Below are 18,892 nucleotides of genomic sequence, written 5' to 3'. Positions count from 1 at the left end.
TCCCGGGCTCCGGATCGCGCGGGAGCCATCGGGCTCGTTTCGGCGGAATCCGGCCGGGAATCTCGCAAGAGAAGCGAACCGCCGACGAATGCCGTCCACTACCACGGCGCGGCGCGATCGCCGTCCCTCCCCGGGAGGACGACCCCATGGGCTTGATGTTCGTGATCGTGTCCGTCTTCCTCGCCGTCGGCTTCCTCGCCGTCTTCGCCACGCTCGCGGTTCAGGCGGCGTCCGGGATCGCGGAGTGGTCGCGCAACAACGCCTTGACGGTGCAGGAGTCCCCGGCCCGCGTCCTGGCCAAGCGGACCGAAATGCGCGGGGGCGGGCCTCGTCACGGCCACGGACGCGGTCGGGTCCGCACCTATTATTATGTCGCGTTCGACCTCCGATCGGGCGAGCGCCAGGAGTTCGAAGTCCCCGGCCCGGAGTACGGCGTCCTCGTCGAAGGCGACGAGGGGACGCTCACCCACCAGGGGACGCGCTACCACGGGTTCCGCCGGCCCGGTGCCAAGGGGATCGACCGGGATTTCTAAGAAGAGGAAGTGGGCGTCGCGGGATGATCGGGGGTTTCACCGGACGGCCTGCCCGCTCCGGGCGAGGACGGCGAGGAGCGATGGGCACCCGGATCAATCTCCTGCTCGACCACGACCTGGCCGACTTCCGAAACTCGGGTGAGATCCTCACAAGGCTCTCGCCCACCACCAGGGCCGCACGGGAGGTCCGCGCTGACTGGCTCGCGTCCGAACCCGATCGGTTGCACGACCCACTGCCCGTGTGGGAGGTCTATCCGGCGTCGCCCCGAGAACCGGACCTGCGGCGTTTCACCGGCCCCGGGAGCCTGCTCCTGAGCGTGACGGCCTCGGCGGCGCGTCTCCGCGCCGGCGGCCGGTGGCGGGGCTTCCTCGCCGTCGAACCGCTGCGTCGGGCCCACCTCCTCGCCTTCCGGGCGATCGCTGGCGCGCTAGGGGCCGGATTCATGGCCCTTTACGCCGACTCGGACGAGATGGACGACCTCTTCTTGAGCGGGGCCCCACCCTGGGAATGCGTGGAGCGGATGGAGCGGAAGTGGGGGTCGCCGCAGGGAGGCGTCGCTGACGTCGATCCGAGCCTCGCCGCCGCCGCGCGGCTGTACCTACCCAACTCGGTGTGGTTTCTGGAAGGAGTCCCGAAATCTCCGGCCGGTCCGGAACGTCCGCCGCCGGGACTCGACTCGAACGGCGACCTCCGGATAGGATGGCCGGCATGAAGTGGACCCCGGCCTGGCTGGTCCTGATCGCGGCGCTGACGGGGACGCCCCTCCGGCAGTCGGAGGCGTGGGGCGACTTCACGCGGTCGCTCGTCGAGTCGTCCCCGGCCGCCGTGCTGGAGGCGCCCGACGGCGGCGTGGGGGACGACGCCGACCTGGGCGTGCCGGTCGATTCGCCGGCCGACCCGGACGGAACCGCCGCGCCGGACTTCCACCCCTTCCATCTCCGACCCCCATTCGAGGGCCCGACGCGCCTTCGCGAGTCGATCGGGCCGCCGCCCGAGCCTCCCCCGCGCCGCCGGTCCCGGCTGCAAGTCTTCCTGTTCTGAGCCCGCGTCCGGACCCGCCTTTCGTGTCCCGGATACGGCTTCGAACATTCGAACAGGAGGATCCCCATGCGCCTTCCCGTACCCCCTCGGCCTCGTCGCGCGTTCACGTTGATCGAGTTGCTGGTGGTGATCGCGATCATCGCGGTTTTGATCGCCCTGCTCTTGCCGGCCGTGCAGTCGGCCCGCGAGGCGGCCCGACGCATGCAATGCGCGAATAACCTGAAGCAGATCGGCCTGGCGATGCATGCGTATCATGCGTCCTACGAGACGTTCCCGCCCGGCTACATCACCGGCGTCGAGAGTCCGGCTCCGAACAGCCCGGAGACCGGACCCGGCTGGGGATGGGGGGCGATGCTGTTGAGCGACCTGGAGCAGCGTTCCCTGACCGGCGCGGCCAACTTCAGCCTGCCGATCACCGCGCCGGGGTCGCGGACCGTCCGGACGACGAGCCTTTCGGTCTTCCTCTGCCCCAGCTCGACGGGCGCCGACGGCCCGATCCTCCTGAAGGACGCGGCGGGCGCCACGCTCGTCGCCGACCTCTCGCCGGGGCAGTACGTCGGCTCGGCGGGCCAGTGGGAGATCGAGGAGTTCCCCGCCCATAACAACGGCCTGTTCTACCGCAACAGCCGCAACGGCGTGCGCGACGTGACCGACGGAACCAGCACGACCCTGATGGCCGGCGAGCGCTCCCGAAACGTGGCCGACGCGACCTGGGTCGGCGTCATCCCCTACTCCCGGGTCTGCACGAACCCGAGGTGGCCGGTCCAGGACTGCGAGACGGCCAACGTGATGGTCCTCGGCCACACCGGCCCGTCGCCCGACCAGCGCTGGGTGGACGTGCCCAACTACAAGGGGGCGGGCGCGGACGATTTCTGGAGCCTCCACCGCGGCGGCTGCAACTTCCTCTTCGCCGACGGCTCCGTCCGCTTCCTCAAGGAGACCATCGACCCGCGCATCTTCAGCTTCCTCGCCACCCGCGCCGGCGGCGAAGTCGTCTCCTCCGATCAGTTCTGACTTGCACCGATGTCGGCCACGCCCCTAAGAGGCTCGTCGACATCTCGACATCGGCTAGGCACTCGATGCTCGGACGAAACCTATCCATTGGTCGGGTTTAAGGGTCTGGCCGACGTCTATTCGATCAATGTTCGTCTTTGTTTCAAATCATTCAAACGACCCTTCCTGAGTGCCTGGCCAACGTCTGGGCCCAAGGCAGGCGAGAGGACTGAACCTGACCCGTTCAAGGATTGTCCGCGAATCGAAGCGGCGTTCCGGCCTCTCACAGGTGGATTACTCCCCTGCTCGATCGACTAACAGACCCATGGACACCACATGCCCAGGCTTGTCATCCCCACCGCCCGGCTCGAACTCGTCCTTCAGACGCCTGACGAAGCGCTCGCGTGGGTCGAATCGTTGCCCCCTGAAGTCCAAGCGGAAGTCTCGCCGGACTGGGTGGCGCGGGTGCATTCGACGCTTCCCGGCGATCCGTGGTCGCTCAGCTACACCGTGAAAGAGCGAGCCGGTCAAACTTCGGTCGGAGGCTGTGCGTTCAAAGGTCCGCCGGACGCGAACGGCATGGTTGAACTGGCCTATGGCATCGACGAGGGATGCCGAGGACGCGGATACGCCACCGAGGTGGCTGCGGCTCTGACCGAGTTCGCCATCGCCGACGAGCGGGTCCGGATCGTGAGGGCCCATACCAAGCCTGAGAACGGAGCGTCGGCCCGCGTGCTGGAGAAGTGCGGCTTCACGAAACTCGGAGAGGTCGTCGACCCAGAGGACGGTCTGGTGTGGAGGTGGGAGCGGGTGCGTGTGTTGGATGCGTAGCGTCGGATCTCTTGCCAGGCGCTCAAGATAAAGGGTGTGGGAAGAGCGCGGCGGAGACATCGATCGCCTGACAACCCAGATCCTTCAAGCTGCCGTTTTTACGTGTTCGGCCGACGGCCAGGCCAGGGGGTTCGGGATGAACGTGGACCACGAGCCGTTCATGCGGCGGTGCCTGGAGCTCGCCACCGTGGCCCGCGATCGGGGCGACACTCCGGTCGGGAGCGTCGTCGTGCTCGACGACGCGATCATCGGGGAAGGGGTCGAGGCCCTGCCCACAGGCCCTTCCATCACCGGCCACGCCGAGACGCTCGCCTGCCAGGCGGCGCTCGACGCGACCGGACGCAGGGATCTCGCCGGGTCGATCCTCTACACCACGGCCGAGCCCTGCTTCATGTGCGCCTACGCGATCCGCCAACTGCGCATCGGCATCGTCGTCTACGGGATCGACACGCCGATCATCGGGGCCGTCACGTCGGCCCATCCCATCCTCACCGACCCCGTTCTCGACCGCTGGCGACCGGCTCCGACCGTGATCGGCGGGGTGTTGCGCGAGGAGTGCGAGCGGCTTATGGCAAGGTGAGCAGCTCGACCCCCGCTCCGTACGGGGTGGGCATGCTTCTGCTGGGAGCCTCAATCCCCGCAAAGGTCATCACGAAACCCGGCACGTTCCGACTTCCCGGCGTGGAGAGCGGTGCGACCCCTACCGCGACCCGCGCCTCCGTTGTCCGAGCCACTCGAACAGGTCGGCGCGCGTGTAGGCCCGATCCCAGCAGTTGTGGCCGACGCCGGGGAATTCGGTATAGATCGACCGGCCCCCCGCCTGGCGGAGGGCGCGGACCATCTCCCGCGAGAGGCTCGGGGGGATCATCCGGTCGTCAGCCCCCTGGAAGCTCCAGCACGGGACGCGGGCGAAGCGCGCGACGGTCTTCGGGTCTCCTCCCCCGCAGAGGGGGACGATCGCCGACCATCGCTCGGGATAGACGGCGGCGAGCGCCCACGTCCCCTCGCCGCCCATGGAGACGCCGGTCAACGCGACGCGGTCGGCATCGACCGAGTATTGCCGCAGCACGTCGTCCAGGACGGCGATCGCCAGGTCGCCGTGGCCGGAGCCCGGCCGCCAGTCCCCGGAAGGCGCCTGCGGGAACACGGTGACGAACGGGAACGGGCCGTCCCATCGGGCGATCGCCTTCGCCAGCGCGCCGATATGGCCCCGGCCGTCGGTCCCGATCGCGCCGGAGCCGTGCAGGAACAGGATCGCCGGTGACGGCCGGGCCGCGTCGTAATCGCCGGGGATGTAGACGACGTAGCGGGATTCCCCCCCATCGGTGCGACGCAGCACCTTCGCGACGAATCCGGTCGCGCCCGGGGAATCGGCGACGACCTCGACCGGGACGTTCGCCGCGGCGCTCCCGCCGTTCGTCGCGGTCTCGCGGGGGGCCGCCTCATCCGCCGCGGGGGGGTCGCGTTTCTCGCCGGGGCGCGCGATCCGGTTCTCGATCATCCCCGCGAGTTCGCTCTGCGCCGGCATCCCGAGCCACGTGCCCAGGATGACGCCGTCGGCGTCGATCAGATACAGGGTCGGGTAGCCCGCGACGTGCCAATCGTCGGCGATCGAGCCGCCGTCCGGCTTCTTGACGCGGAACGATCGCCACGGCACGTCGAGACTCGCGACGGCGTCCCTCGCGATCGCGGGGTCCTCGTCGGCGTTGACCCCGACGATCGCGAAGCGCTCAGGGCCGAAGCGCTCGAGCAACGCCTTCTCGTGCGGGATCGCCTTCATGCAGGGAAAGCACCACGTCGCCCAGAAGGTGACCAGCACGACCTTGCCGCGGTACTCCGAGAGCGAGAGGGGCCGGCCCTCCAGGTCGACGCCCGCGATCTCGGGCGCCGACGCCCCCAGCGCGTGGGTTCGGATGGTGTCCAGGATCTGTCGGGCCGTGTCGCCGTACACCTGCTCGATCCCGGAGGCGTGATAGGCGGCCTTCCCGTCGAATTCGGCCAGGAACCCCTCGAAGAGCCGCCGCGCCTCGGGTTGCCGCCCGACGCCCCCGGCCCGCACGACCGAAGCGAGCGCCAGGCTGGCCGAGCAGCGCACGAACCGATCGCGGTTCGCCGCGAGGATCGCGCGCAGGTGAGGCTCGAACGGCCGCCCCCAGCCCGGGGCCCGCGCCGACGGCAGGCCGCCGACCTGCTCGCAGAAATTGGCGATGTCCGGGCTCGCCGCGTAGTGCGACCGGATCAGGTCGGCGACCGCGACGAACTCCTCCGGCGCGGCCTCGGCGGCCTCATCGGGGGCGACGAGGTTTCCCGCCTGGCACGTGAGCCGCGCGGCATCGGGATGGCCGGCCTGCTCCCTGACGCGACCCGTCAGGCGGGCGATGATCGGGCGCCAGCGCCCGATGTCCGCGTCCGAGGCCCTGATCCCGCCGAGCGCCTGCGCCCAGGCGCCGATGTCGGCGGCCGGCGCGAGACGCAGCAGTCTGTCGCGGGCCGATCGTCCCTCGGCGGAGTCCGGCCAACGATCCGCGACGAAGAGCAAGCAGCCCACCTCCGCGCGCGTGCCCGGATTCTGGTCGGCGATCTCCAGGCAACGCCGGCTCGCCTCCTCCTGCCAGGCGGCGAGCCGCCTCTTCGCGGCCTCGCGGTCCGACGCGGACGAGAGACGCTGTCGCGCGTGCGATCGCCGGAGCCGGACGTCTTCCTCTTGGACCTCCTGGAATGCCCAGTCCGCCCGCGTCCCCCCGTAGAAGAATGTGAGGAAGATCGGCCCCCAGAGGAGGTATCCGCCGACGATCAGGAGGCCGGACCCGATCAGGACCCCGCTCAACCAGCGACGCTTCGACCGCTCGGGCATCGAGCACCTCCCGCTTTTTTGATCAAGCCCCGTCAGGGCTATTCGCCGCCGGGTTCGGGATCTTCGGCGGGGCGGTGAACCAGCATCCAGGCGTCGGCCAGGCACCCAGAAAAGGCGGGCCGGGAGGAGCGGGATTCAGGGCCGGGAGCGGCTGATCGAATACTCGCGACAGCGAGGCCGGACGTCCGTCCGCCGTTCCGGCGCGGGATCTGGCGCCCGGTCGATCGGGCGACTTCGCCGGGGTCGGGGCCTTCCCGGTGGTTTGTCGAAACGGGCGGGATTATCCTGGCGGTCTTCGCGGTCTGACGTTGGCCAGGCACCCAAGCAAGATCGTCCAAGAACTTCAGGTGTGGGTGCCTGGCCGATGTCAGCTCCCCATGTCCTGGCTGTCGGCCGCCTTGGTCGAGCGCCCGTGGCCACGACGGTCGTGGGCGATGACGCGGCAGCCATGATTGAGGAAGCAGGGTCGCTGCGCGTTCCAGTCATGGGCCGAGAGCGGCCAGCCGTGGCTGAACACGGTCGGCCGGCCCGAGCCTCGATCCTTGAAGGAGATTTCCGTCTCGTCCTTCACGGTGATCTTGTCTACGGCTTCACCTCGGGTGCGGGGTTGTTGGGCTCACTGGAAGAAGGCGGCGTTGTGGATGCACCGATGGTTTTCCAACGGGCAAGCACGAACTTTACCGCATCGCGCCGACCGCCTCGTTGGTGGTCATGACCGCGTTGGCGACGAAGTTGTAGTTGACGACGGCCGCCTTGTAACCGTCCCCAAGTTCGGGATGCCGGGGGCCGGCCGTCGCGTCCTTGACCACGGCGACCTCGAAGCCCTGCTCGATCAACTCGCGAAGGTGGCTCTCGACGCAGAGATTGGCGAGCATCCCGCAGAGTATGATCTTGTCGACCTGTCGTTTTCGAAGCTGGAGGACCAGGTCGTTGGTCTGCGGACCCCAGACCTTGTGGGTGCTCACCACCACCGTCTTGCCGTCCTCGATATACGGCTTGTAGCGGTCGAGCCAGTCGGCCCCCGAGCCCGTGAACCCTTCGAGGCTGAGCGGATCGGCTCGGAAGAATTCCTTGCTTTCAAGCATCATTTTCTCAACCGCTCCGCCGAACCCCCAGGCCTGGTCAGCCGGGTAGAGATAGTGGGGCGAGATGAAGACCCCGTAATCGCCCTCCTTCGCGGCCATGAAGAGGCGCTCGAGGTTCTCGACGGTGTTGTTCTCCCGGATGCTTTCGCCGACCAGCCCCCAGGAGACTCCCTTCTCGCTCAGGACGTCGTTCTGGGGGTCGATGACGACCAGTGCGGTATCGTTCTTGTTGAACACCATCGCGGTGCTCCTGTTCGGGTTATTTCGTCACATACTTGCCGAGGAAGTCCCGGATCAGCTTGGCGATCTCGTCGCCGTTGGTCTCCAGGGCGAAGTGGCCGGCGTCGAGGAGGTGGAATTCCAGCGTCTTCAGGTCGCGCTTGTACGGCTCGGCTCCGGCGGGCGGGAAGATCTGGTCGTTCTTCCCCCACACGATCAGCATCGGCGGCTGGTGCTTGCGGAAATACGCCTGCCAGCTCGGGTAGAGCGGCGGATTGCTGCCGTAGCTCAGGAACAGGTCGAGCTGGATCTCATCGTTGCCCTTTCGGTCGAGCAGGAACTGGTCGTGGGCCGCCCCGTCCGGGCTCACCAGCTCGGGGTTTTTCGCCCCGGTCATGTACTGCCATTTGGTCGCCTCGTAGGTGACCAGGTTACGGATGGCGTCTCGCTTCTCCTTACTCTTCGGCTCCTTCCAGTACGCCTTGATCGGCTTCCAGAAGTCGTTGTCGAGCCCCTCGTCGTAGGCGTTGCCGTTCTGGACCACGATGGCGGTGATCCGCTCCGGATGCTTGACCGCCAGCCGGTAGCCGACGGGTGCGCCGTAATCCTGGACGTAGAGGGCGTATTTGGTCAGGCCGACCTTCTCGGTGAACTCGTCAATCACCTTCGCCAGGTTGTCGAAGGTGTAGGCGAACTCGTCATGGGTCGGCATCGAGCTGTGGCCGTAGCCGGGGTAGTCGGGGGCGATGACGCGATACCGCTCGCCCAGCGCCGGGATCAGGTTGCGGAACATCTGCGAACTGGTGGGGAAGCCGTGCAGCAGCAGGATCGCCGGCGCGTCTTTCGGCCCGGACTCACGGTAGAAAAGATCCAGGTCGTCGATCTTCACGGTCTTGTGATATACGGCAGGATTCTGTGCGTAGGCCGGAACGCCGAGGGCGAACGCCAGAGCGGTGAGCAGGAGCAGGCGGATCATGAACGTGTCTCCTGAAAAGGGAACGGACCCGGCTCCGTTCTGGTTCCCCTGGCCGAACCAGGCTGATTCCCCCAAGATGATATGGCGGACGGTCAGGACGTCTCCAGTCTGGACCAATATTCGGAGTCCCATTGGGCCAGGCTGATACCAACTCCTCGGGAGCCTTGCCGTGCAACCGGAAGGAGGACCTATGAAAGTCGTGTCGCTGAGCGTTGGGCTCCCGCGCGAGATTGAAGTCGAGGGCGGGTCTGTGCTGACCTCGATCTTCAAGGCGCCGGTCGACCGCCGCCTACGGGTGACGACCCTCAACTTCGAGGGCGATGAGCAATCCGACCTGACGGTCCACGGCGGGGTCGACAAGGCCGTCTACGTGTATCCGTCCGAGCACTACGACAAGTGGGGGCGGGAGCTTCCGGGCGTGGAATTCCCCCAGGCCGTCTTCGGCGAGAACCTGACTACCGAGGGCCTCGACGAGGATGTGCGGATCGGCGACCGATTTCGCATCGGGACGGCCGAGTTCGTCGTCACACAGCCACGCCTGCCTTGCTACAAACTCGGCCTCCGTTTCGGCCGGATGGACATGCTCAAGCGGATGCTCAGGAACGGTCGGACGGGCTTCTACTTCGCGGTCACGACCGAGGGCGAGGTCGGCGCGGGCGACGCCATCGAGCCGATCGAGCGGTTGGACGAGGGATTGACCGTCGCGGACGTCGTCAGGCTCTACACGGTCGACGCGAAAAACCAGGAGCTCCTCCGCCGCGCGACGCAGACCTCCGGGCTTCCCGACACCTGGAAGGACTACTTCCGCAAGCGGCTCTGGGATCCCGACGCTTGAGGGAAGTGTTTCGCGTGCCTGGCCATTAATAGTTATAATGAAATTACATATATAAAACGATGTGAAATCAGCGACGTGGGGGGCGGACGTTCAGGCCGGGGATCTGGCGCCTGGTCGATCGGGCGACTTCGCCGGGGTCGGGGCCTTCCCGGTGGCTTGTCGAAACGGGCGGGGTTATCTTGGCGGTTTTCGTGGATGGATCTCCGCATTCGATTCGAGCGAAGCCTACCGGCACCGAGGTCATCGTATGACGATCGCGACTATTCGCATGTGGTCCTGGATGCGTCCCGCGCTCGCGGAGTCCGTCGTGCGAGGCTTCCAGGGACTGCTGTTCGCCTCGACGGTCGCGGCCGCCGCTGCGGCGGCCGGTCCCGATGACGTCGCGCCGACGCCTTCCGGCACGGCGGTCCGGCTGATCGGCGGCGAGGAGGTGGAGTTCGGGCCGGAGAGCGCGCCGGTGGCCGGCGTCAAACTGAACCGCCCGCTGGGGAAGTCCGACTTCACGATCGGGCTGTCGTTCCAAACGGAGGCTTCCGGCGTGCGGGATCTCGGCGACCTGGTGAGCCTCTGGGACGCGAGGCGGCGGATGGGGTTCACCCTGGGCCTTCGCGACAACACCGGCGTGACGACCAGCCAGGCCAATCGGCGCCAGCTCCAGTTCGGGATCGACGCCGGGACCACGCCGAGCTGGCGGGCCGAGGGCCGGCCGGGCGAGGCGCTGCTCGGGTTCTCCATCGCCGTGCACGAGGGCCGGCTCTACGTCGGGACGTGCGAGCCGGAACTCCCCCATCGGGGACAGGTCTATCGGTACGACGGGCCGGGCCGCTGGGAGCCGCTCGGCGCGCCGGACGGTTCGAATTCCGTGACGGCCATGGCCGTGCACGAGGGCCGGCTCTACGTGGCCACCGGCAAGTATCTCACGGCGGGCTCGGCGCTCCCGGCGTCGGACAACCTGGAGCGCGGGGGCCGGGTCTTCCGGTTCGTCGGGCCCGGGGTGTGGGAGCCGGCCGGCGACCTGGACCCCACGCCCGCGGTCGCCGCGCTGGTGTCGTTCGGCGGTCGGCTCTACGCCTCGTCGCTGTACCGTCCCGCCGGCTTCTTCCGATATGAGGGGGGCGAACGGTGGACCTCGATCCCCACCCCGGGCGGGCGTCGCGTCCAGTCGCTGGCCGTCTTCGACGGGGCCCTGTACGCCAGCAGCTACGACGGCGCGACCGTCTCCCGCTTCGACGGCGAGTCCTGGACCGACCTGAAGCCCGTGGCCGACGACGTCACCCAGACTTACTCCTTCGCCGTCTACAACGGGTCGCTCCACGTCGGGGCGTGGCCCACGGGGAAGGTCTACCGGCTGGAGGGCGACGGGAGCTGGGCCGACGCGGGCCGACTCGGCGCCGAGACCGAGGTGATGGGGATGCTCGTCCACAACGGCAGCCTCTACGCCGGCTCGCTCCCCCGCGCGGAGGTCTACCGTTACGAGGGGGACGCCTCCTGGTCGCTGCTGAAGCAGCTCGACGCCACCCCGGACGTGACGTACCGACGAGCCTGGACCATGGCCACCTATCAGGGCCGATTGTTCGTCACCACGCTCCCCTCCGGCGAGGTCTGGTCGATGTCGGCGGGACGACTCGTCACCCACGACCACGAGCTGTCCCCCGGCTGGCACGACGTCGTCGCCCAGCGAGCCTCCGGCGCCCTCCGACTCTTCCTCGACGGCCGCCTCGTCTCCCAGGCCGACGACGCCGACCTCGACCTGGCCACCGAAGGCCAGGAGCTGACGATCGGAAACGGCCCCCGCGGCCGATTCGTCGGCTCGATGAAGAACGCCTGGATTGAAACCGCGCCCTGACCCGACCCGACGCCCGGACGGACCTCATCCTGGACGCCGCCCATGGACCTGGCACGGCAACTCGCCCACATCCGCTCCGGGCGCATGTACGACGACCTGACGCCCGAGCTGGTCGCCGCCCGCGAGAGCGCCGTGCTGCTGGCGGATCGTTACAACGCGCTGTTCTCCGGCCCGACTCCTGGGCGCGAGGCGATCCTCCGGCAGCTCCTCGGCGGCGTCGGCGCCCGCGCCCACTTCGAGCCGACCTTCCGATGCGAGTTCGGCCGCCACATCTTCATCGGGAACAACTTCTACGCCAACTTCGACTGCGTCATGCTCGACGGCGGCGGCATCCACATCGGGGACGACGTGCTGCTCGGGCCTCGCGTCGGGATCTACACCTCCAACCACGCGATCCACCCCGACGAGCGAGCGGCCGGCGGCTGCTACGCGAAACCCGTCCGCATCGGCGACAAGGTCTGGATCGGGGCGGGCGTGCACATCAACCCGGGCGTCGCCATCGGCGACGGGGCCGTCATCGGCTCGGGCAGCGTCGTCACGAAAGACGTGCCGGCCCGGGTGATCGCCGCCGGCGTCCCCTGCAAGGTGATCCGCGCCATCACGGAGAGCGACCGGACCGGGTTCCCCGGCCCGAGCGCTTGAGCCTCGGGGAAGTCGGCCACTGTTTATTTTCCCGCTCGGGCTCCTCGCTCCCCACCGAGGGCAGGCGCCCGAGAAGGAGGGCCCGGGGATACCGGGGGATTTCAGAAGGGTTCACAGAGAGAGCCGTCCTTTCCGGGTGTTCATGGAGCCGAGGCTGGATCGAGCAGATGGCGAGCGCTCGCCCGAATCGACGATCTCTCGAGGGCGGGCCGGACGCCGTCGCATTTCATCCGACGATCCTGCGGACGCCGGCCTCGGCGATGTCGAGCCGAGCATCTGCCGGATAGATTCGGTCGCGCGCTGCGGCCAGCACTTCCGGCCAACGCCAATAGGGCGCCTCGTCGCCATTGAGGTGGAGACGGAGCTCGCCGGCATGCAGCATCGCCGCAACAGCCCGCGCGAAGCGCTCGCCGTCGTCGAACAACTCGCGAATGACGGCCAGGGGCATATCCCCGCAGAGTAGCTGGTCGAGCGTCTCGAGTTCCGGCGACATGGGGACCTGGCCGTTCCTACGGGGGTCGAGTGGACGGGGAGGCGGCCCGAGCGGGACGAGGGCCGTCGCCACACCAGGCCGTCAACCCGAGTGGAGCCGCCCCTCGATGTCATACCCGCATCCGACGCTCGCCCCTCGCCAGTGGTTCGTCCGCCTCTCCGGCTCGTTCGACGCATCCTGAGTGCCCGGCCAACCTCTGGCCCTTGGCCAATGCCTGAACTCGACGGCGAGGGCGAACGGCGGCCGTGGCGTCGATCGCCCGGGGCCGGCCTGGCGCCGCCCCAGAGGCCGTGTGCGGTCGGGATCTGCCAGACATGGGCCAGGCGCTTACAGGGTCGCGGCCCATCCCAGATCCTTTTGGTTACCCATCCAAATTTAAGTGTATGGCCGACATCTGACACCCGGGGAATCGCGGGAAAGCTCACCGCGTCGCGGGTTGGACGTAAGGAAAACCGCAGAGCCTCTCCGGCGGACACCGCAACGGGGGATGGTTTTTCTCGCCGCCCGCCCTTGCCCTGGCCCGTCTTTGTCTCTAATATGCCCATGCAAGAATAAAGGCGACTAGCGATATACTGGTCGACCGGATGACCGTCGCGTCGAGGTGCGATTGAAGGCGATCGCCGACGAGACCCGCGTGCGGCTCCTGCTTCGGCTCAAGCGCGGAGAGTGTAGCGTCACGACCCTGCCCGAGGAGCTCGAAGTCGCCGGGGCCTCGGCCTCGAAGCACCACTACGTCCTGAAACACCTGGGCCTCGTCTCCTCGCGGCGAGGAGGACCGGGCCATCCACGGCATCCGCGACAAGTCGGCCTTCGGGCCCTGCAAGCTCGTCTGCGACGGCGTCGTCCAGCACGCCCGCGAGGAGCATGCGGCCCTGGGCCGAAGCCCGGCCGCCCGGGTTCGCGCGCGCCGGGAGCCGGCCGCGAGCGATGCGTGAAAACGAAGACAAGACCTCGTCGCGCACGCGGAGGGAAAGGAAGCATGGCGACAGCGATGGCGTCGGAATCCGTCAACCAGCCCAACCGCCCAGGGAAACGGCTCGGCGGCGCTCTCTCCTGGGGGGCCCTCGTGCTCGCGGTCGCGGCCTTCCAGTGGCCGATGGTCAAGGGCACCTACTACAGGATTACAGACCCTCCCGCCCCCGCTTCGGGGATCCCGTGGCGTACCGACTTCGACCGGGCCCTGGCCGAGGCCTCGGGGTCCGGGAAGCCCCTGCTCGTAGACTTTAGCGCCTCCTGGTGCCCGCCGTGCCTCGTCATGAAGCACGACGTCTGGCCGGACCCGGCCGTGGGCGAGGCGGTGCGCGGGGGATACGTCCCGGTCCTCCTCGACGTCGACGACCCGAAGAATGCACCCGTCGCCGAGCGGTACGGCGTCGCCGGGGTCCCGGCGGTCCTCGTCGTCGACTCGGGCGGCCGCGTGCTGCGCCGCGGCGGGTACATGTCGAGCGGCGAGGCGATCGCGTTTCTGGGAGCGGAGAGCGGGTCGCGCTGACGGCCGCAGCACACAGGATGACAAGGACGAAGGAGAGAGCGATGACGAAGATGACCAGGAGGGAGTTCGTGGCCGGGGCCGCCGCCGCCGGCGCTGCGTGTCCGACCCTTGCGGGCGCGGCCCGCGCGGAAGGTCCGGGACCGGGGCGCAGGAGCCTCACGCTCCTGCACGTCACCGACACGCACGCCCAGCTCGAGACCCACCCGGAGTACCTGCCCGGCGAGACGCCGGAGCTCGTGATGATGGGCGGCTACGCCCGGCTCAAGACCGCGCTCGACCGTGAGCGGAAGGCTGCCGCCGGGCCCTGCTTCCTCCTCGACGGGGGCGACGAGTTCCAGGGCTCGGGGCCCGCGGCGTGGTCCGAGGGCGAGGTGATGATCGAACCCTTGAACGCCCTGGGGATCGACGTCTTCGTCCCCGGCAACTGGGAGCCGGCGTACGGGCCGAAACGTTTCCTGAGCCAGATGCAGCGGCTCAACGCGAAGGTCGCCTGCTACAACCTCCACGACACCCGGACGAACGAGCGCGTCTTCGCCCCATCGGTCACGTTCGAGCGGGGAGGCGTCAAGGTGGCGTTCGTCGGGGTCACCGACATCCTCGCGAGCAAGCGCCAGCCCCCCACGATGTTCGCCGGGATGGATACCACCCGGATCGAGGGGCTGCGCGACTTCGTGCGGGAGCTCAAGGCCCGCGAAAAGCCGGATCTGATCGTCGCCGTGACCCATACGGGGCTCACCATCGCGCGTCAGACCGCCCGCGAGATGCCCGAGGTCGACGTCGTGCTCTCGGGCCACTCCCACGAGCGGACCCCCGAGCCGATCCTCGAGGGGCGCGTGCTTGTCGTCGAGCCCGGCTCCATGGGCTCCTTCATCGGCCGCCTGGACGTGGAGCTTCGGCCCGAAGGCGGGGTCGCCTCCCACTCCTTCCGCCTCATCCCCGTGCGCGCCGAAGAATACGAGGAGGACCGCGAGATGAAGGGGATCGTCGACCGCGTGCTCGCCCCGCACCGGGCGCGGATGGACGCGGTGGTCGCCCGCGCAAGGACGACCATCATGCGCTACGACGTGCTCGAGACGACCGCCGACAACGTCATCTCCGACGCCGTGCGCGAGGCGGCCGGCGCCGACATCGGGTTCTCGAACGGCTTCCGCTTCGGGCTGCCCGTCCCCCCCGGCCCGGTGCGTGAGAAGGACCTCTGGGACCTGCTCCCCCTCGACGCCAGGCTCAAGGTCGGCTGGATCACGGGCGAAGAACTCAAGGCCTACCTCGAAAAGGAGCTCGAGCTCGTCTTCTCGAGCGACCCCTGGAAGCTCTCCGGCGGGTGGGGCCCCAGGGCCTCGGGGCTCGTCATGACCTACGTCGCGAAGGCGCCGGCCGGGAAGCGCCTGCGGTCGGTCAAGGTCCACGGCAAGGAGGTCGAGGACGCCGCCCGCTACACCATGGCGGGCTGCGAGCGGGACGGCGAGCCGATCGACGTCGTCTGCCGGCACCCGGGCACCCACGACGTAAAAGTGCTCCCCAAACGGCTCCACGAGACCCTCGCCGACAGCTGCCGCGAGCAGGGCGAGCTCTCGCCCCGGCGCGAGGGGCGGGCGGTCGCGCTCGACCTCCCGAAGACGGTGTTCAGCCAGGACCGCGTGCTCAGGACGCGCGCCTAACCCGGCGCGCGTGCCGTCGAGGCGAGAGGTTCGAGCCCAATTTAACCTGCGAGCCCAAATCGGCCAGGCACCGAAGAGGCTCCATCGCCCGGGGCCGGCCTGGCGCCGTCCCAGAGACCGTGTGCGGTCGGCGTCAGCCGGACGTCGGCCGGGCGCTCCAAAGGTCGCGGCCCATCCCAGGTCCTTTTGGTCACCCATCCAGGTGCCTGGCCGACGTCCCCCGGTTGCTTAATCGATCCGTCTCAAGAACTGCCCTCGCTGGCCCGGGGCCGGTCCGGGTCCGTAGAATTCGATGAACCCCGCCCCGCCCTGGGTGTACGCGCAGCCGATCCGAAGGCGCTCGCAGCCGCCCCCGTCGAAGAGGACGACCGCCGGCCCGAAATCGGTATGGGTCTGCAACAAGATTTGGCGTTGTCCGTTGATCGCCTCGATGAGAACCTCGCCCCGGAAGCGATCGTTGGCCGCGGCCATTCCGACGACCAGGGCGAGGCCGGCCCCGACGATCAGGACGGCGGCTTTCAGCCGTCGGTTCTGCCGCTCGATCCGCTCGATCCGTTCCTCCAGCGACATGATCCACCTCCCCTTGCGGCGGCCCCGAGAGCCGGGGGGCCGGTTTCGCGAAACGACATGGAACGCGGGAGAGATTGTAAGGGACGGCGCACGGTTTTACGCTGATTAAATCGCAAAAGGTTAAAAAGAGGCCGGTAAGGATGTGCGCCCATGATCCAGGGCCAGGGCGCCTCGGCGTAGCTGGCGGAGGTCGGCCCTGTGAGGCTCCGGCCTCCCACCCCTGGCGCGGGGGGTCAGCGTCCGATCCGAGACGCCCCCTGCCAGGCGTCGACCCTGCCTCCTGACATGGCCGGTCGGCCGATCCCGAGGCCGGCGTGCCGGCGGATCTGGGCGTGATGCTCGGGCGAACTCCAGATCCGGCGGGCGACGTCCTCCGCCCGCGAGCCGGCGTCCAGCCGCCCCAACCAGAAGCGGAGGCCGGCGGGCTCGGCGGAACGCCCGAGCGCACGCCGGTAGAGCGACGTCACGACGGCGACGCGCCGTCGCAGGTGCGGGCTCGTCGGCTGGGCCACCGTGAGCGCGCCGTCCACGAACGTGATCGCGTAGTCGGGCGACGCCGCGCCGGACGCCAGGATCGGGTAGCGGCCCGGCGTGCTGTAGGCGACGGCCGTTGTGGTCAAGGTCGCGGGCCGGGCCAGGCTCGCCGGGTCGTCGCCGTTCACGAACCCGAAGTATCGGGCCGTGAGCGCCGGCGGGTCGGCCCCGAAGGCCGCGACCTGGTCGTCGGCGACGACGGTCAGCGGCGCCGGGGCGACGGTCAGGACGCCGGCCGCGTCGGCGGCGAGGAACCCGACGGCCCCGGCGTAATGGTAGGCGACCGAGTACGGCGAGGACGAGGTGTGCAGGCCGGAGGTCGCGAAGACCGAGGTGAACGCCCCAGAGGTCGGGTCGATCGCCGCGGCCTGGGTCACGCCGTCCAGCGTGACGGCCACGTCGCCCGGCGGGACGAGGGCCCCGGCGGTGATGCGGCCGGAGACCGCCGTAGAGGCGGTCCCGTAGACGATCGTCGTCCCGGCCGGCACGTCGAAAGCCGTGGGCCAGCGGTCGGCCTCGAAGGCGCCGACGTCCGGCGCGGCCCCCCAGGGCCGAGCCACGCCGCGCTGGTCGGCCGTCACGCCGTCGACGGCGATCCCGGCGTCGACGGCCGGGCTGCCGGCCAGCAGGGCCATCGTCCACGTGGGCCCGCCGTTGTCGGCCAGCGGTCCCAGCAGCGGGTCGGTGTCGATCAGGTCGGTGGGGTCGAGGGCGACGCCGGGGGCGTCCGAGAAGAGGTTGCGCCCCAGCGAACGGAATGCCCCGCCGCCGCCGACGGCGACGTTTCCGCCGTCGGGGTTCCGGAGGAGGCTGACCCCGCACATCGTCACGGCCGGCCCCGCTGAGGTCCAGAGGCCGCCCCCCTCGTCGGCCGTGTTGTCGGCGATCGTCGCGAAGTCGAGAAGGAGCGTGCCGCTGTTGCTGATCCCGCCGCCGCGGCCCTTAGTCTCGCCCCAAGGGGCGGCCGCCGTATTGCCGGTGATCGTGACGTTGACGATCGTCATCGACCCACGGTTGTCAATTCCGCCGCCGCTGCAATCGCTCAGCTCGTTATATCTGTTGATCGTTGCACCGGAGATCTGGTTGTGGCTGATCGTGCCGCCCTGGATCGTCGCCGTGCCGGAATTGCTGACGCCGCCGCCGTCGGCGGCTCCTCCGCCCGCGATGAGGACGTCGAACAGGCTGAGCACGCCCGAACTGTAAATCCCCCCGCCGTCCCCGTTGGCCGCCACGCAGCCGGTGATGGACGACCGGAACAGGGTGAGCGTGCCCGAGTTGTAGATCGCGCCGCCGTCCCCGCGGCCCTGCCCGACGAACGAACCGGCCCCTCTGGCGGAATTGGCATCAAGGGCGACGTCCGCGATCGTCAGCATGCCGGAGTTGAAGATCGCTCCGCCAAAGCCGCCGCCGCCGCCGAACTCACCGCCCTCGCCATAGGCATGGTTATTCTCGAACCGGCCCCCCGTCATGGAGAGCGTCCCGGCGTTGTACACGGCGCCGCCAGAGCCGAGTCCGCCGCCGAATCCTTGTTGACGGCCTGTGGCCCCATTCTCCAGGAAAGCCGCATCGACGATCGTCAGTATGCCCCGGTTGTCGATCGCGCCGCCGGTCCCGGTGTAGCTGCCATCGGCACTGAAGACCTGATTCTCGCTGAGGATGACCTGGGCGATGCTCAGGTTCCCGGCGTTGTGGATCCCGCCGCCGCTGGCGTCGTGCCCGTGTGCGATCGTCAGGCCCGACATCGAGGCCGTCACGCCGGTATCGACGCGGAACACCTGGACGGCGTCATCGCCGCTGATGGTGAGCAGGTCGGTGCCGGGGCCCTCGATCGCGATCGGCCCGACCGTCCCGGTCAGCGCCAGCGTGGCCGTCAGCGTGATGGTCTGCGGCGAGGAGAAGACGGCGGGGTCGAACCGGATGACGCTGCCGTCCGGGTCGGCGTCGGCGTTCGCCCGGCCGACGACGTAGGCGAGGTCGCCGACGACGCCCGAGCCGGCGCCGACGGCGCTCGCGAGGTTGACCAGGTAGGCCGTGGGGTCGCCCGCGAGCAAGGCGCGACGCTCCAGGATTTCCAGGGCCAGGCGTCGCCGGGCCGACCGCGACCGGCCGCGGCGGTCGCGAGACGTTGCCCTCGAAAGCGGGGGGGAGAAGATGCGTGTCATGGTGGAAGGCCCTCGTGCGGGGAAGGGCGGCGGGCGTCTCGGCCTGATCGCGAGCGGTGGCGCTCGTCGCGGGGTCGTTTGGCAAGGCCCACGAATCCTGGGGGCGCGGCCGGTGGTCGGCGGCTGG

Annotated in this window: 17 protein-coding genes and 1 pseudogene; 11 read left to right on the top strand and 7 right to left on the bottom strand. The window is 69.0% G+C overall.

Translation table 11 applies throughout. From position 1 onward, the window contains the following. The first annotated feature begins 146 nt into the window (after nt 1-146). From VT85_RS10630 to VT85_RS10605, 6 genes are all read left to right on the top strand, one after another. A complete protein-coding gene (locus tag VT85_RS10630; protein WP_068414464.1) occupies nt 147-533 on the top strand; it encodes a DUF2500 domain-containing protein in 387 nt (128 codons plus the stop codon). An 80-nt stretch (nt 534-613) separates the two neighbouring features. Continuing rightward, nucleotides 614-1,246 carry a hypothetical protein gene (locus tag VT85_RS10625; RefSeq protein ID WP_068414461.1) on the top strand — a complete coding sequence of 211 codons (633 nt, stop codon included), beginning with the start codon at nt 614-616 and terminating at the stop codon, nt 1,244-1,246. Continuing rightward, on the top strand, nt 1,243-1,575 hold the full coding sequence (locus VT85_RS10620) for a hypothetical protein (protein ID WP_156512799.1): 333 nt from the start codon (nt 1,243-1,245) through the stop codon (nt 1,573-1,575). The genes VT85_RS10625 and VT85_RS10620 overlap by 4 nt, the downstream gene beginning before the upstream one ends. Before the next feature lie 66 nt (nt 1,576-1,641). Further along, a complete protein-coding gene (locus VT85_RS10615) occupies nt 1,642-2,589 on the top strand; it encodes a DUF1559 domain-containing protein (RefSeq protein ID WP_068414456.1) in 948 nt (315 codons plus the stop codon). A 315-nt stretch (nt 2,590-2,904) separates the two neighbouring features. Next, nucleotides 2,905-3,399, top strand: coding sequence for a GNAT family N-acetyltransferase (locus VT85_RS10610; protein WP_068414452.1), 495 nt, complete (start codon nt 2,905-2,907; stop codon nt 3,397-3,399). A gap of 136 nt (nt 3,400-3,535) precedes the next feature. Further along, nucleotides 3,536-3,979: a nucleoside deaminase gene (locus VT85_RS10605; RefSeq protein ID WP_068421785.1), complete on the top strand. Its 444-nt coding sequence runs from the start codon at nt 3,536-3,538 to the stop codon at nt 3,977-3,979. Between the two features lie 120 nt (nt 3,980-4,099). Here the strand turns inward: VT85_RS10605 and VT85_RS10600 are convergent, their stop codons facing one another. The 4 genes and pseudogenes from VT85_RS10600 to VT85_RS10585 form a co-directional block, all read right to left on the bottom strand. Next, complete coding sequence (locus VT85_RS10600; protein ID WP_068414448.1) at nt 4,100-6,253, bottom strand: redoxin domain-containing protein; 2,154 nt, start codon at nt 6,251-6,253, stop codon at nt 4,100-4,102. 376 nt (nt 6,254-6,629) lie between these two features. Then, nucleotides 6,630-6,830: pseudogene (locus VT85_RS10595) on the bottom strand (alpha/beta fold hydrolase); the annotation flags it as partial. A 100-nt stretch (nt 6,831-6,930) separates the two neighbouring features. Next, on the bottom strand, nt 6,931-7,578 hold the full coding sequence (locus VT85_RS10590; RefSeq protein WP_068414442.1) for a cysteine hydrolase: 648 nt from the start codon (nt 7,576-7,578) through the stop codon (nt 6,931-6,933). A 19-nt stretch (nt 7,579-7,597) separates the two neighbouring features. After that, nucleotides 7,598-8,533 (bottom strand): alpha/beta fold hydrolase, encoded by a 936-nt coding sequence (locus tag VT85_RS10585; protein WP_068414439.1) that lies wholly within the window; start codon nt 8,531-8,533, stop codon nt 7,598-7,600. A 190-nt stretch (nt 8,534-8,723) separates the two neighbouring features. On the opposite strand from VT85_RS10585, the gene VT85_RS10580 reads away from it, so the two are divergent. The 3 genes from VT85_RS10580 (at nt 8,724) to VT85_RS30005 (ending at nt 11,856) form a co-directional block, all read left to right on the top strand. Continuing rightward, nucleotides 8,724-9,368, top strand: coding sequence for an MOSC domain-containing protein (locus VT85_RS10580; RefSeq protein ID WP_068414436.1), 645 nt, complete (start codon nt 8,724-8,726; stop codon nt 9,366-9,368). A 247-nt stretch (nt 9,369-9,615) separates the two neighbouring features. Beyond that, the gene (locus tag VT85_RS10575; protein ID WP_156512798.1) at nt 9,616-11,214 is read left to right on the top strand and encodes a hypothetical protein; all 1,599 of its coding nucleotides are present in this window, start codon (nt 9,616-9,618) and stop codon (nt 11,212-11,214) included. Between the two features lie 42 nt (nt 11,215-11,256). Beyond that, the gene (locus VT85_RS30005) at nt 11,257-11,856 is read left to right on the top strand and encodes a sugar O-acetyltransferase (RefSeq protein WP_068414430.1); all 600 of its coding nucleotides are present in this window, start codon (nt 11,257-11,259) and stop codon (nt 11,854-11,856) included. Between the two features lie 226 nt (nt 11,857-12,082). Here the strand turns inward: VT85_RS30005 and VT85_RS10565 are convergent, their stop codons facing one another. Next, nucleotides 12,083-12,349, bottom strand: a complete 267-nt coding sequence (locus tag VT85_RS10565) for a hypothetical protein (protein WP_068414427.1) — start codon at nt 12,347-12,349, stop codon at nt 12,083-12,085. A 979-nt stretch (nt 12,350-13,328) separates the two neighbouring features. Here VT85_RS10565 and VT85_RS29095 point away from each other — a divergent pair. After that, a complete protein-coding gene (locus VT85_RS29095) occupies nt 13,329-13,841 on the top strand; it encodes a thioredoxin family protein (RefSeq protein ID WP_068414421.1) in 513 nt (170 codons plus the stop codon). Between the two features lie 41 nt (nt 13,842-13,882). Next, nucleotides 13,883-15,499: a bifunctional metallophosphatase/5'-nucleotidase gene (locus tag VT85_RS10550; protein ID WP_068414418.1), complete on the top strand. Its 1,617-nt coding sequence runs from the start codon at nt 13,883-13,885 to the stop codon at nt 15,497-15,499. 228 nt (nt 15,500-15,727) lie between these two features. Here VT85_RS10550 and VT85_RS10545 read toward each other — a convergent pair whose 3' ends face one another. Then, entirely contained in the window at nt 15,728-16,069 is a 342-nt protein-coding gene (locus VT85_RS10545; protein WP_068414415.1) for a hypothetical protein, read from the bottom strand. A 233-nt stretch (nt 16,070-16,302) separates the two neighbouring features. Next, nucleotides 16,303-18,765, bottom strand: a complete 2,463-nt coding sequence (locus VT85_RS10540) for a choice-of-anchor Q domain-containing protein (protein WP_068414412.1) — start codon at nt 18,763-18,765, stop codon at nt 16,303-16,305. Between the last annotated feature and the right edge of the window lie 127 nt (nt 18,766-18,892).

Source organism: Planctomyces sp. SH-PL62 (assembly GCF_001610895.1).
GTDB lineage: Bacteria > Planctomycetota > Planctomycetia > Isosphaerales > Isosphaeraceae > Paludisphaera.
Note: the sequence above shows the minus strand (reverse complement) of the source record. Positions and strands in the feature narration are given on the sequence as shown.

Excerpts from the sequence above, each read along its gene's own strand:
- VT85_RS10605 (WP_068421785.1), top strand. The coding sequence starts at position 3,536 with ATGAACGTGGACCACGAGCCGTTCATGCGGCGGTGCCTGGAGCTCGCC.
- VT85_RS29095 (WP_068414421.1), top strand. The coding sequence starts at position 13,329 with ATGGCGACAGCGATGGCGTCGGAATCCGTCAACCAGCCCAACCGCCCA.
- VT85_RS10580 (WP_068414436.1), top strand. The coding sequence starts at position 8,724 with ATGAAAGTCGTGTCGCTGAGCGTTGGGCTCCCGCGCGAGATTGAAGTC.
- VT85_RS10610 (WP_068414452.1), top strand. The coding sequence starts at position 2,905 with ATGCCCAGGCTTGTCATCCCCACCGCCCGGCTCGAACTCGTCCTTCAG.
- VT85_RS10630 (WP_068414464.1), top strand. The coding sequence starts at position 147 with ATGGGCTTGATGTTCGTGATCGTGTCCGTCTTCCTCGCCGTCGGCTTC.
- VT85_RS10620 (WP_156512799.1), top strand. The coding sequence starts at position 1,243 with ATGAAGTGGACCCCGGCCTGGCTGGTCCTGATCGCGGCGCTGACGGGG.
- VT85_RS10615 (WP_068414456.1), top strand. The coding sequence starts at position 1,642 with ATGCGCCTTCCCGTACCCCCTCGGCCTCGTCGCGCGTTCACGTTGATC.
- VT85_RS10575 (WP_156512798.1), top strand. The coding sequence starts at position 9,616 with ATGACGATCGCGACTATTCGCATGTGGTCCTGGATGCGTCCCGCGCTC.
- VT85_RS10585 (WP_068414439.1), bottom strand. The coding sequence starts at position 8,533 with ATGATCCGCCTGCTCCTGCTCACCGCTCTGGCGTTCGCCCTCGGCGTT.
- VT85_RS10545 (WP_068414415.1), bottom strand. The coding sequence starts at position 16,069 with ATGTCGCTGGAGGAACGGATCGAGCGGATCGAGCGGCAGAACCGACGG.
- VT85_RS10590 (WP_068414442.1), bottom strand. The coding sequence starts at position 7,578 with ATGGTGTTCAACAAGAACGATACCGCACTGGTCGTCATCGACCCCCAG.
- VT85_RS30005 (WP_068414430.1), top strand. The coding sequence starts at position 11,257 with ATGGACCTGGCACGGCAACTCGCCCACATCCGCTCCGGGCGCATGTAC.
- VT85_RS10550 (WP_068414418.1), top strand. The coding sequence starts at position 13,883 with ATGACGAAGATGACCAGGAGGGAGTTCGTGGCCGGGGCCGCCGCCGCC.
- VT85_RS10625 (WP_068414461.1), top strand. The coding sequence starts at position 614 with ATGGGCACCCGGATCAATCTCCTGCTCGACCACGACCTGGCCGACTTC.
- VT85_RS10600 (WP_068414448.1), bottom strand. The coding sequence starts at position 6,253 with ATGCCCGAGCGGTCGAAGCGTCGCTGGTTGAGCGGGGTCCTGATCGGG.
- VT85_RS10540 (WP_068414412.1), bottom strand. The coding sequence starts at position 18,765 with ATGACACGCATCTTCTCCCCCCCGCTTTCGAGGGCAACGTCTCGCGAC.
- VT85_RS10565 (WP_068414427.1), bottom strand. The coding sequence starts at position 12,349 with ATGTCGCCGGAACTCGAGACGCTCGACCAGCTACTCTGCGGGGATATG.